At 63.1% G+C, this 11,927-nt stretch carries 12 protein-coding genes; 5 read left to right on the plus strand and 7 right to left on the minus strand.

The window, feature by feature from the left end; all coding sequences use genetic code 11:
* Positions 1-158: 158 nt before the first annotated feature.
* The 4 genes from JJB99_RS23860 to JJB99_RS23875 all read left to right on the plus strand — a co-directional run bounded on the left by JJB99_RS23860 (position 159) and on the right by JJB99_RS23875 (position 3,689).
* Positions 159-773 (plus strand): histidine phosphatase family protein, encoded by a 615-nt coding sequence (locus JJB99_RS23860; RefSeq protein ID WP_210347626.1) that lies wholly within the window; start codon positions 159-161, stop codon positions 771-773.
* Positions 774-783: 10 nt separating this feature from the next.
* The gene (locus JJB99_RS23865) at positions 784-1,869 is read left to right on the plus strand and encodes an acyl-CoA dehydrogenase family protein (RefSeq protein ID WP_200494737.1); all 1,086 of its coding nucleotides are present in this window, start codon (positions 784-786) and stop codon (positions 1,867-1,869) included.
* A gap of 61 nt (positions 1,870-1,930) precedes the next feature.
* Positions 1,931-3,037: an acyl-CoA dehydrogenase family protein gene (locus JJB99_RS23870; RefSeq protein WP_200494738.1), complete on the plus strand. Its 1,107-nt coding sequence runs from the start codon at positions 1,931-1,933 to the stop codon at positions 3,035-3,037.
* Between the two features lie 208 nt (positions 3,038-3,245).
* Positions 3,246-3,689, plus strand: coding sequence for a MarR family winged helix-turn-helix transcriptional regulator (locus JJB99_RS23875; RefSeq protein ID WP_210347627.1), 444 nt, complete (start codon positions 3,246-3,248; stop codon positions 3,687-3,689).
* A 24-nt stretch (positions 3,690-3,713) separates the two neighbouring features.
* Here the strand turns inward: JJB99_RS23875 and JJB99_RS23880 are convergent, their stop codons facing one another.
* Positions 3,714-5,000 (minus strand): ABC transporter substrate-binding protein, encoded by a 1,287-nt coding sequence (locus tag JJB99_RS23880; protein WP_200494740.1) that lies wholly within the window; start codon positions 4,998-5,000, stop codon positions 3,714-3,716.
* A gap of 121 nt (positions 5,001-5,121) precedes the next feature.
* Here JJB99_RS23880 and JJB99_RS23885 point away from each other — a divergent pair, with 121 nt between their 5' ends.
* Positions 5,122-5,970, plus strand: a complete 849-nt coding sequence (locus JJB99_RS23885) for a MaoC/PaaZ C-terminal domain-containing protein (RefSeq protein ID WP_200494741.1) — start codon at positions 5,122-5,124, stop codon at positions 5,968-5,970.
* A 30-nt stretch (positions 5,971-6,000) separates the two neighbouring features.
* On the opposite strand, the gene JJB99_RS23890 is transcribed toward JJB99_RS23885, so the two are convergent.
* From JJB99_RS23890 to JJB99_RS23915, 6 genes are all read right to left on the minus strand, one after another.
* Positions 6,001-6,978, minus strand: a complete 978-nt coding sequence (locus JJB99_RS23890) for a Bug family tripartite tricarboxylate transporter substrate binding protein (protein WP_200494742.1) — start codon at positions 6,976-6,978, stop codon at positions 6,001-6,003.
* A gap of 78 nt (positions 6,979-7,056) precedes the next feature.
* Positions 7,057-7,653 carry a histidine phosphatase family protein gene (locus JJB99_RS23895; protein WP_200494743.1) on the minus strand — a complete coding sequence of 199 codons (597 nt, stop codon included), beginning with the start codon at positions 7,651-7,653 and terminating at the stop codon, positions 7,057-7,059.
* A gap of 174 nt (positions 7,654-7,827) precedes the next feature.
* Positions 7,828-8,979 carry a CaiB/BaiF CoA transferase family protein gene (locus tag JJB99_RS23900; RefSeq protein WP_246774959.1) on the minus strand — a complete coding sequence of 384 codons (1,152 nt, stop codon included), beginning with the start codon at positions 8,977-8,979 and terminating at the stop codon, positions 7,828-7,830.
* Complete coding sequence (locus tag JJB99_RS23905) at positions 8,976-10,229, minus strand: 3-hydroxyacyl-CoA dehydrogenase (protein ID WP_200494744.1); 1,254 nt, start codon at positions 10,227-10,229, stop codon at positions 8,976-8,978. Before JJB99_RS23905 ends, JJB99_RS23900 begins: the two co-directional genes overlap by 4 nt.
* Positions 10,204-10,866, minus strand: coding sequence for a nitroreductase (locus tag JJB99_RS23910; protein WP_246775322.1), 663 nt, complete (start codon positions 10,864-10,866; stop codon positions 10,204-10,206). Before JJB99_RS23910 ends, JJB99_RS23905 begins: the two co-directional genes overlap by 26 nt.
* A 10-nt stretch (positions 10,867-10,876) precedes the next feature.
* Positions 10,877-11,926: a phosphotransferase family protein gene (locus JJB99_RS23915; RefSeq protein ID WP_200494746.1), complete on the minus strand. Its 1,050-nt coding sequence runs from the start codon at positions 11,924-11,926 to the stop codon at positions 10,877-10,879.
* Position 11,927 lies beyond the last annotated feature (1 nt).

Genomic DNA, 11,927 nt, shown 5'->3' on the forward strand with positions numbered 1-11,927 from the left:
TGGTCTCGAAATATCGAGATAGTCGGCCACGCACCGGAAGCAGGGCCGTACCTCCGCTCGCTTGACACATTAGTTCACTACTATACCATCTTTGAAAACAATGACGGCCCAGCCTGCAGCTCGCGGGTTGCTGCCGCAGAAGCGCATCTGGGACGACTATGAAAATCATTCTTGTGCGCCACGGCCGGCCGGACGAGAACGATTCCACGAACCCCGGCGATCCGCCCTTGAACAACGATGGACGGCGGCAGGCGGACGCCATCGCCGATCTTCTCAGTCTGGAAGCCATCGACCGCATCGTCGCGAGCCCGTTGCAGCGCGCACGGCAAACGGCGGAGCCGCTGGCGCAACGCCTCGCCCGGCCAGTCGACGTTGTCGATGGCTGGGCCGAGGCTGACCGGTTCGGCGCACGATATCGCTCCATCGAAACGCTGCGCAGTTTGGGGCAGGCAGAATGGAAGCGCTTCCTGACGGACCCGATCCGCTACCTCGGAGGAGATCCCGATCGTTTCCAGGCCGAGGTCCTGGGCGCCCTCAGGACCATCGCAGCCGAAGGCCACGCAAGGCAGAAGGTCGCGATCTTCACTCACGGCATGCCCATCAACCTCGTGCTCTCGCAGGCACTCGCGTTGAACGGCTTCGTGCATTTCCTTCCAGGTTACGGCTCGGTCACCCGCCTGCGCCTGCGCAGCGACGGAAGCATCGGCATCATCAGCATCAACGAGAGCGGTCACCACGCACTCGCGACGCCAATGGCATTAACAGGCCCATGAGGAGTTTCACGTGATTTCGCTCGAACTAAGCGAGGAACAGGAGATCGCCCGCTCCGCCGCCTCCGGCCTGGCGCGATCCTCGCTCGCGCCTGCGGCCCGCGCCGCCGATGAAGCCGCGCAAATCCATTCCTCCACCCTCAAGGACGCTTGGGCGCTGGGCATCGTGCAGGCGATTGCCGACCCCGCGTTTCGGACGATGGAGCAGCCGACTGTCCTGAACGCGCTGGTCCTCGAGGAACTCGCGACCGGCGACGCAACCGTGGCGACTGCCATCGCCGCGTCCGTCGGCTTCGCCAAGGCCGTCGCCGAGCAGGGATCCAATCGGCAGCGCGATGAATTGCTCCCATCGTTCGTCTCGGATACCCCGCGGTTCGCCGCAGTGATCGAGCTCGACGCCGCCTTGCCTGAGAACACTGCGGCGAAAGCCAGCGTCACGCGAACAGCCGATGGATTTCGGCTGGAAGGCGGCGCGCCGATGGTGCTGCTCACAAAGCAGAGCAGCCACCTGCTTGCACTTGTCAGGTACGATGGCTGTGACGAGGCGCTCATTGTGCCACTCGATACCGCCGGCGTGCGCGTCTCGAAAATCGAAGGCACACTTGGGCTACGCGGCCTCGATTGGGCGTCCGTCACGTTTAACGGCGTCACGGTTCCCGCATCAATGCGCCTCGGCGGCTCTGCCGGCGCCAACGTCCAACGTATCCGCGACGCGTCCCGGATCGCCCTCTGCGCGATGCTTTCAGGCCTATCACGCGCCGTGTTCGATTTCGCTCTCCCTTACACTAAGAGCCGCATCGTCCACGGCGAGGCTATCGCTCGCAAGCAGGCCATCGCGTTCAAACTGGCCGACATGCATGTCGCGATCGATGCAATGCGCTGGATGGGACTGAAAGCGGCGGCCGAGTTGGATAGCAATCCCGCAGCGCCGCGCAGCGCGCGCTTGGCGCAGCTTTATGCGAGTGATGCCGCGATGCGCATCGCCGACGAAGGCGTGCAGGTGTTCGGCGGCCACGGCTTCGTCCGGGACCTTCCGCTGGAGATGTGGTACCGGAACGCCCGCTCCCTGTCGGTTCTCGATGGTCTAGTCGGCGCATGACTGCCGGAATTCGGAGACACCCCTGATGATTAGCTTTGAGTTCACCGAGCGCGACCGCCAATTGATCGAAGAGGCGCGTCGTCAGGCAAAGTTGGCGGCCAAATACGCCCGCGATTTCGAGAACGCCGAGGACAGCCTTCTGCCGCACGCCTACCCCGAAGCGGATGGATGCCCCAACGTGCGGGCTCTGCTCGAGGCCTTTGTCCATGAGACCAGTGGCCAGAAGATCATCAACGCGCTCCTGTACCTCGAGGATTGGTATGGTGGCGTTCCACTCCGCGAGCACAGATATTCGCTGGGTAACACCGTGCTGAAGATCGCCGGAACGGCCGAGCAGTATGACCGTTGGCACGACTGGACCATCGCCATCGGATTGACCGAGCCCGTTGGCGGCTCCGATCCGGCTTCGGTGAGGACCACGGCCCGGTATGACCCGGTCAGCCGCAACTGGATCATCAACGGCGAAAAGATTTTCATCACCTATGCCGAAGGATGCGACGCAGTCCTCGTCCTCGCGCGTGTGCTGCACCCGGAGCAGCCGCATCGCCTGTCCACCTTCATCGTCGAAAAGGGCACAGCGGGATTCAATGTCGGCCCTCAGATCCGCAAGATGGGTATCCGCTGGGAGGATACTGCGGCGCTTTCCTTCGTCGATTGCCAGGTTCCGGCCTTCAATCATGTCGACGGTGACCTGAAGAAAACGCTCCAATCATTCAGCGAATCCCGTCCGGTCGTCGCGGCTTACGCGCTGGGCGTCTCGCGGGCCGCGCTCGACTACACTTGGACCCAGCTTCGCAACGCCGGCATCGAGCCCGACTACAACGCGCGGCTGGCCACGCAACCGATGGCCGCCGGCCGCCTGCTCTCCCTGGAGGCCGAATGGGAGGCGACCTGGCTCACCGTGGTCCGTGCCAAGTGGATCGAGCAGCGAGAGGGGCCGGGCAAGGTCAACTCTTCCATGGCCAAAGCCATGGGCGGGATGCTGGCACGCCGCGTCACCCAGGCCTGCATCGACGTCCTCGGCGCCGCGGGTCTCTCCGCTGCCGGTCCGTTGGAAAAGCTGTTTCGCGATGCGCGCATCTTCGACATCTATGAGGGGACCGGGGAAATCCAGCGGCTGATCATCGCCCGCCATATTCTCGGTTATTCGCCCAAAGAGCTCAACTGACGAGCAGCGCGCGCATCGCTATACCCTCCAGCCTCGCCCCGGAGGGCTAAGGGCCCGTGTCTTGATCGCCCCTTAAAATACGCTAGTGTATGGTATGAACTCAGCGGTCCATCGGGCCTGCTCCAAGGGACACTGGATGGTTGATCAGCCCGCCTGGGATCTGCGACTCGGATACCTCATTCATGACGTATCGCGGCTGAGGAGGATGATGTTCGATCGCGCCCTCGCCCCGCTCGGAATTACCCGTTCGCAATGGTGGGTGCTGGCGTTCATTTCCCGAAAGGACGGCTTGCCCCAGGTCCAGCTGGCCAACGAGCTCGATGTCGGCAAGGTTGCGGTGGGGGCCCTGATCGACCGTCTGGAATCGTCGGGATTCGTGATCCGTCACGCCGATCCGATCGACCGGCGCGTCAAACGTGTCTTCGTGACCAAGCAAGCCAAGGGCTTCCTCGAACGAATCCGCAAGGAGACCGACAAGTTCAACGCCAGCATCGCCAAGGGCATCGACCGTAAGGAGCTGGAGGCGGCCTCTCACGCCCTGCTGGCGATGAAGCACAACCTGCTCGCCCTGTCCGACGGCAACGCGTCCGACGGAACAAAGGGCGAGCCGGTCGCCAAGTCGAAGCCGCGACGGCGACGACGCGCCGCCTAGTCTCGCCCCCAGCCCGGCGCCAGCCTAGCGTGGCGGACCGCCTCCGGCATCGAGCAGATGCCACGTCGATCCCTCGAACCGCATCAACCGCCAGTCCTTGATGGGAGCGAAATCGTCCGGCGACGTATGCAGCTGAATTCCGGGCAGCAGCATTCCCAGGTCGACATCCTTCAGATTCGCCGCAACCCTCATGACGTTCTCTCGCGAGAGATCATCGCCGCACTCCTTCAGCACATGAACCAGTGCCTGCGCCGTATTGTAGCCGTTGACGATCAGCGTATCGCTACGGTCCGCGGCAGGAATATACCGGTCCACGAATGCGCTGAATGCGACAAACCCGGCGTCGGCTTTCCACGCCGGGTCGTTCGGGTCCTTGAAATAGGCCGCTGAGATCGCTCCCTGGGCGGTCTCGATACCCACCGGCTTTATCACGCTACCGATTGACGCGGATACGTAGCTCAGAATGTGCAACGGCCGCCAGCCGATTTCCGCCAGTCGCTTGAGGACCTGGGCGGCGAACTTCGGCGTCGCGACGTCGAGGAGCACGTCGGCGCCCGTCGCCTTGAGCTTGACCAGATGGGAGTCAATGGTTGGCTCCGACACGTCGAACGGCTCTTCGGTGACGATCATCGACTGCGCTTTAGGGCCTAGCCCTCGCTTCAGTCCCCGAACGTAATCCTTGCCGAGATCATCGTTCTGAAACAAGATCGCGATCCTCGCATCGGATCGATGTTCCAGAAGATACTTCGCGTAGAATTCCGCCTCGGTCTCGTAGCTGGGCGTGAAGCCGATCGTCCACGGGAAATTTCTGGGATCGTTCCACTTCGCGGCGCCGCTCGACACGAACAGTTGCGGCACTTTCTTCGCGTTGAGGTACTTCTGGACGGCGGAGTTCGTTGCCGTCCCCATGGCGTTGAACACCAGAAGCACCTCGTCGCTCTCGACCAGCCGACGGGTCTGTTCGACCGTCTTGGACGGCGAGTAGCCGTCATCGTACGACAGGAACGTGATCTTGCGGCCGTTGATGCCGCCCTCCTCGTTGACCTTCCTGAAAAAGGCCGCCTCCGTCTTCGCGACCATGCTGAAGGCAGACGCCGGTCCACTGTAGGGCGATGTGTTTCCGATCTTGATCTCGGTGTCGCTGACGCCGGGTCCGTATGTCCTGTCCGCGGCCGAGCCCCATCCGCAGGAAGCGATCGTGGCCACAGCAATACAGGTGGCAGCTACGAGATTTCGTCTGGGGATTCCCCCCTTCGTTCCACGGCCGCATGACTCTTCGTCCGGCGCCGACTGCTGATCGAGACCTCGCATGACATTGCTCCCATCCGCAGGTGCGGGTACATCCGCCATTCTATTTAGTACGCTATCGTACTATAATGTGCCTCTGTTGAGAGCAACCGCCAACCCGCGCAATCCGGAGCATCACGTGAACTTGGAAGCCGTCCGCAATTTCCGCTTCAACTCCGTCTCGCAAGACTTCAGCCGCCGCGACACGATCCTGTACGCGCTCGGTCTCGGCTTCGGCTGCGATGCGCTCGATCCCGAGCAATTGCGCTTCGTGCTGGAAGACAGGCTCCAAACCGTCCCGTCGATTTGCTGCGTTCTTGCGCATCCCGGTCGCTGGGTCGCGGCGCCCGAACTGGCCATCGATTGGATCCGATTGCTCCACGGCGAGCAGACCTTCGAGATTCACCATCCGATTCCGCCCGAAGGCTCCGTCAGAGGCGACTACGAAATCGCCGCGGTCGAGGACAAGGGCGTGGACAAGGGAGCTATTCTTCACCTCGTGAAAACCTTGAGCGACGCAGTGACGGGAACCCGCTTCGCAACCGTCCGCTCGGTCCTGTTCCTTCGCGGCGACGGCGGCTGCGGCGGCTTTGGCGACCCGGTCCGGTCCGTCGCGCCGCTGCCGGACAGTCCGCCGTCGCTCACACTGGAAATCCCGACGCTGCCGCAGTCGGCGCTAATCTACCGGCTCAGTGGCGACTACAATCCAATTCACGCCGATCCGGAGGCTGCCCGCAAGGCGGGGTTCGAGCGGCCCATCCTGCACGGCCTCTGCACATTCGGGATCGCGACCCGTGCCATCCTGTCCGCCTTCGCCAGCAACGCTCCGGAGCGGCTCCAATCGCTTTCAGTTCGTTTCAGCCGCCCCGTATTCCCGGGCGAGACGATCCGTACCGAGTTTTTCCCATCCCGCGGCGAAATCCGTTTTCGCGCGATCGCCGTCGAGCGCAATGTTATTGTGCTCGATCGCGGTACGGCTCGCTTGACGATGTGAGCCCGCTATGCGTGCGGCGCCCTCGTAGAATTACTTCTTTTCTATCTTCGCGATCTCGACGATCTGCGCCCATCGCCTGGTGTCCGCGTCGGCGAACAAGCCGAGTTCGGCCGGCGTCGTCAGGAACGGTTTTGCGCCGACCGATTCCAGATAGACGCGTGTGTCCGCGGTCTCCAAAAACGCGCGCACAAACCGGTTGAGTCGATCGATGACTTCAGCCGGCGTCCCCGACCGCACGAAGACGCCGACCCAGGCGGTCAGCTCCGATCTCTGCAACCCGATCTCCGTCATCGTGGGCGCATCCGGCAGGCTCGCAATCCTCTCACCACTGGTGACCGCGAGCACCCGGAGCTGATGATCCTGAATCAACCCCTGGGCACTGGCAGGGTCGGCGAAAACACAGTCGATCTGACCGCTCAGCAGATCCGTCAGCGCCTGCGGCATGCCGCGATAGGGCACGTGCTGCATCTTGATGCCGGCGTCATAGCGAAACAGTTCGGCGGCGCCCCTGCTCGAGGTGTTTCCACTTCCAAACGACAAGGGTTGCGCGCGCGTCTTTGCGAGTGCGACGAATTCTGCGACGGTTCGCGCCGGGAAGTCGTTCTTGACGGTGAGCAGCAATGGTATGCTCATGATACCCGCAACCGGCGCAAAATCCGCCTTGGGGTCGAAGGGCATCTCGTTGAACAGATTGACGTTGGCGGCGTGGGTCGAGTTCGTGGTGACAAACACGTTGTAACCGTCGGCGTCCGCCCTCAGCACCGACAGCGCCGCGAGATTGCCGTCGGCGCCGGGCTTGTTCTCCACCAGGACCGTCACGCCAGCCTGGTTCTGGATGCTCTCGGCGAGGCGCCTGGTCACGCCGTCGGTCGCACTGCCGGCCGGAAACGGCACCGTCAACGTCACGCGCCGTGAAGGAAAGGGCTGCGCCGAGGCCTCTCGCGCACTCACCGTCGCAAAGGTCACGGCTACGGCAAGACAGGCCATTGTGAGGATGCGAATTGTCATGAAAGGCGGCTCCCGGAGGACATTTTCAACACAGACGACATTGGCTCGCCGCGCGGCTCGTGATCGGCAAACGCCACGCTAGCAATATTCGTCGTTGATGCATTCGACCGCCAGGTCCGCAAGCGTCGTGCCGGATATGCGTGTCAGGGAACAATGACTGATCCGCAACTTGTTCCTGTTCTCGAGCCCGAGGGCGTGCTGCACCAGAACTTTGATGGGGGTGCCGTGGCTGAAGACCGCTATGGCGCGCGCTCGCGATGCCAGCAGATCCTCGCATGCGCCAAGCACAGCGGCATTGAATTCGGCCTCATCTTTCCCGAAGAACGCCGCGGGCGAGGCCAGGAACTCTGTCCATCGTTCCGGATACTCGCGCTTGATGGTCTCGGGCGAGCGGTAACGGTCGGTATGCAAGTCGACCTCGGCAATCTCCTCGATAATTTCGACCGGCAGATCAGTCAGGGACGCCAATGGCTGCGCCGTCAGACGCGCCCGCCGCTGCGGGCTCGACACGATCCGATCGATGCCGTCGCCGGCGAGCAATTCGGCCACACGGCGCGCCTGCAACGCTCCCTCGCTGGTCAAGGGAGGATCGCCTGGATCCAGCGGATTTCCCTCATCCGGCTCACCGTGCCTGACGAGAATGAGGCGGGTCGCACCAAGAAGCTTTTCAGCCATGTTCGTTCTCCGCTCGAGGCGCATCGGCAGGTTCTGAGAATGGTTCGCTCCGTCAATCGTCGAGCCTTTCGCGCTCCGAAAATCGGCCGCCGCAATCAAGCGGCGGCCAAGTCACAGGAGAGCAGGCGTACCGGCCTGCCAGCGGACCTCTCATTCCAAAAACCCCAAATCGTCTCAGAGATCGGCCATCGCGCCGGCAGCCACCAACGCCTGACGATCCCCTGGGGGAATCCCCCAGTCCGCCAAGGCAGCGTAGCCGTCCGCGCCGGGGCGAGACGCCGGTCGCGCGATTTCGGATACGGTGCGCGAAAACCGGGGCGCCGGACTCGGATGACGGACACCGTCGAACATAGCGTAGACGTCGCGCGTCTTCATCTGCGGGTGCGACGGCGCTTCGTCGATAGTCAGCACCGGCGAAAGACAAGCGTCACGCCCGCTGGCTGCCGCAGCCCATTCGTCCCTCGTCCGCGACGCAAAGACGCGCGCGAACACGCTTCGCATCATGGGCCAGGCCGGTCGATCGTTCTGCGCGGGCATCTGCTGCGGATCCAGACCCATGACCTCGACGAGATTGGCGTAGAAGTGCGGCTCGATCGCGCCGACAGCGACGTACCTCCCATCTTTGGTCTCATACGTACGGTAGAATGGCGCTCCACCATCCACGATGTTGTCGGCACGCTTCTCCGACCATGTGCCTTGCTGGCGAAAGGCCTGGAATGCCGACATGAGATGGGTGACCCCATCGATCATGGCGACGTCGATCGTCTGCCCGCGTCCTGATCGCTTCGCTTCCCATGCCGCCGCCAGTACGCCGACGACGAGATAAAGAGCGCCTCCGCCCAGATCGGCCACCAGGTTGAGCGGCGGCGGCGGCGGCCGATCATCGTCGCCGAGGCAGTGCAGCGCACCCGTCAGCGCCAGGTAATTGATGTCATGGCCGGCCTCCCTCGCCAGCGGTCCGGACTGCCCCCAGCCCGTCATGCGTGCGTAGACCAGCGACGGATTAGCGGCGTGGCACGTCTCCGGTCCCAATCCCAGTCGTTCCATCACGCCCGGACGAAATCCCTCCACGAGGATGTCCGCTTGCCCCAGCAGCTTGAGGATCGTCGCGACCGCCTCCGGCTTCTTCACGTCCAACGCGATCGAGCGTTTGCTCCGATTGTAGAAGTCGAACTGCGGCGGCAGTTCCGGCTCGCTTCCCGGCTTAAGAATGCGATCGATCCGCAACACGTCCGCTCCGAGATCTCCCAGCAGCGCGCAAGCGAACGGCGCGGGGCCGATGCCTCCCATTTCAACGACCCGAAAACCATCGAGCGGTCCCGTCACGATTCACTCTCCGTCTTTCGATATTTCGACAATCCAGTGCCACCGCGCGCGAGTTCGTGCAGCCAAGGACTTGGCGCGAACCGTTCGCCATGAGCAGCCGCGAGCCTGCTGCACAATTCGACGAATTGGCTGATCCCGAATGTCTCGACCCAGCTCGCAATTCCTCCCGAGGATTTTGGGAATCCGAGACCGAGAACCGAGGCCGTATCGGCGTCATCCGCGCTGGAGATGGTGCCCTCCTCGAGACAGCGCATGGCCTCGCGCGCTTCTGCCGCGAGCAGGCGCAGTTCCACGGCCCGGCCGTCCGGCTGACCGTCTGCTCGCGGATAAAGCGAACCGAGACCGGCCCATGGGGCGCGTTCGCCGCTTGCCGGCCAATTGTAGAAACCGCCGCCGCGACCGCGACCGCATCGCCCGCTCTCGGCAAGGACTTTGAGCACCGGCTCGGCCAAAGGCCGACAGAAGCGGGCTTGCTGGCCGTCGGCGCGGGCCTGCTTCGCCTGCTGCAAATTCAGCGTGATCCCAGTCTCATCCAGTGTTGCCAACGGGCCGATTGCACGGCCGACGGCGATCGCGGCCATATCGATACGCTCGGCTTCGACGCCCTCCTGCAGCATGCAGACCGCCTCATCGAGATAGGCGGCAAAGACGCGTGTCGCGAAGAAGGATGGACCATCGCGGACGACGATCGGCACCTTGCCGATCGCCTTCACCAAGGCAAGGCCGTCCCGCAAGGCACGCCCCGAGGTTCGCTCTCCCCGGACGACCTCGACCAGGGGCATGCGTTCGGCCGGGGAGAAGAAGTGCAGTCCCAAGAACCGCTCCGGACAGCGCAGCGCCGTAGCGAGTCCTGACACCGGGAGCCCCGACGTATTCGTCGCCACGACCGTGTCGATGGTGACCGCCCGTTCGATCTGCTGCAGCACGTCCTCTTTCGTGGGCCGGTCTTCTGCCACGCTTTCAATGACAAGGCCGCAGCGGCTCAACTCTTGAGGCGTGAAGGGGCTGACTGCGATCAGGTCCACAATCCGACGGCCCTTGTCCTCCGACATCCGACCTCGGCTGACCTGACGCTCGACCGACGTTCGGATGCGCGCTTTCGTGTCTGACGCCCGATCCGCATTCCTCGCGCAAAGGACGACCTGCCGCCCGGAGGCCGCGATGGCCTGAGCGATGCCGCCCCCCATGAGGCCGGCTCCGACGATCCCGAGCGGGTTCGCCCGATCAGCGATGGAATTGGACCACGTCATTGATCTCTGCCCGGCCGACACGAGCCGTGTTCGCTTTCACGTCTGGATCTTCGTATCCGAACGATATTCCAAAGAGCAGTTTCAAATTCGAGGGCACACCGAGATGGTCGCGAACCACATCCGGAAACAGGCCGAGAGCCCCTTGCGCGCAGGACGCAATTCCATGCGCCGTCAGCAGAAGCATCACGCTCTGCGCATACATGCCGATATCGGTCGCTTCACGCGTATCGAACGGCTCGGACATGAAGATGAACACCGCATGGGGCGCGTCGAAGAACGCGTGGTTGCGGATATAGGCCATCTTCCGGCCGACGGCATCGTGACGCTCGACGCCCATGGCCCCGTACAACGTCCTCGCCGCATCGACCTGACGCTCACGATAAATGCCGGTGTAAACGCCGTCGGCCGGCCAGTCTGGCTTGATCGGCTCGTCGCGCATCCCTGCCGACGTCAGGACCTCACGAAGCCGCTTCAACGACTGCCCCGAGACGACGTGAGGCGTCCAGGGCTGGACATTGCAGTTTGACGGCGACCACTGCGCAAGCGCAAAGATCTTGCGCAGGACATCGTCCGGAACCTCACGCTGGAGAAAGCCCCGGACCGAGCGCCTCGTCCGGATCGCTTCCTCAACGCTCATGGCGCCTTGCTCACTCACGGTCGCCACCCTCCTCGATCAAGTCGAGCCCTCGCTTGGCATAGGCACGCGCTAGCTTGCGCCCAATCCGCGCCGCGTCGGGCAAGACGTTGTTGCCCTGGTCACCGCGTACGGCGACGCCCGCACTGCCGACAGCTCCACGGAACATCGCGAACACCTGGTGAAACCGCCCCAACCGCTCCCGTGCGTCCGACAATTCATAGTAGCGCTCGAGATAGTCTTGCTCGGCGGGAATCCCGAGCTCATCCAGTGGAAGGCCGAGCAGGCCGCCGTTCTCATCGGGCGCCATCTGATAGGCCTGACTGTTGAATGCCAAATCGACCAGGGGATGACCCAGCGTCGACAGCTCCCAGTCGAGGACGCCGATGACGCGCGGCTCCTTTGCGTCGAACATCACATTGGCGATGCGGAAATCGCCGTGGCACAGTGCAAGTGTCTGGCTCTCCGGAACGCGCTCTCCCAGCCACCTGACGATCTTGTCCAGGTCCGGATTATCGTCGTCACCGCGCCGGAACTGCTGCCATTGCGACGACCAACGCGTGAACTGGCGAGCGAAGTAGTTTCCCGGCCGACCGAAGTCGCCAAGCCCGAGCTTCTGATAGTCGAGACGATGGATCGCAGCCAGCGTCGCGCACATCGAGCGATAACATTCGGTACGTTCAGCCGGAGTGAGGCCGTTGAGGGCAAATTCCTGAAAGACACGCCCGTCCAGCCACTCCATCAGATAGAACGGCGTGCCGAGGACTTCGCGGTCCTCGCAGTAACGGTAGGGCCTGGGCGTCTTCACGTCACTGCCCTGCAAAGCGGTCAGCACCCGATATTCACGATCAATGGCGTGCGCCGAGGGCATGAGGACACTCCCCGGCTGCTTCCTCAGCACACCGCGCCAGTCGCCCCGCGTGACGAAATAGGTCGGATTTGACATGCCGCCGCTGGTCCGCTCGACTTCCGTGCGAGCCGTGCCGCCGAACCAGGACTTCAGGTAGTCGTCCAGGCGGCCGATATCAAAATCGACATTGCGATCTGCGACTGGGGCGCTCATG

The organism is Bradyrhizobium diazoefficiens (assembly GCF_016616235.1).
GTDB lineage: Bacteria > Pseudomonadota > Alphaproteobacteria > Rhizobiales > Xanthobacteraceae > Bradyrhizobium > Bradyrhizobium diazoefficiens_H.

Coding starts and splice junctions, on each gene's coding strand:
- JJB99_RS23860 (WP_210347626.1), top strand. CDS start 159: ATGAAAATCATTCTTGTGCGCCACGGCCGGCCGGACGAGAACGATTCC.
- JJB99_RS23875 (WP_210347627.1), top strand. CDS start 3,246: ATGTTCGATCGCGCCCTCGCCCCGCTCGGAATTACCCGTTCGCAATGG.
- JJB99_RS23880 (WP_200494740.1), bottom strand. CDS start 5,000: ATGCGAGGTCTCGATCAGCAGTCGGCGCCGGACGAAGAGTCATGCGGC.
- JJB99_RS23890 (WP_200494742.1), bottom strand. CDS start 6,978: ATGACAATTCGCATCCTCACAATGGCCTGTCTTGCCGTAGCCGTGACC.
- JJB99_RS23895 (WP_200494743.1), bottom strand. CDS start 7,653: ATGGCTGAAAAGCTTCTTGGTGCGACCCGCCTCATTCTCGTCAGGCAC.
- JJB99_RS23905 (WP_200494744.1), bottom strand. CDS start 10,229: ATGACGTGGTCCAATTCCATCGCTGATCGGGCGAACCCGCTCGGGATC.
- JJB99_RS23910 (WP_246775322.1), bottom strand. CDS start 10,866: ATGAGCGTTGAGGAAGCGATCCGGACGAGGCGCTCGGTCCGGGGCTTT.
- JJB99_RS23915 (WP_200494746.1), bottom strand. CDS start 11,926: ATGAGCGCCCCAGTCGCAGATCGCAATGTCGATTTTGATATCGGCCGC.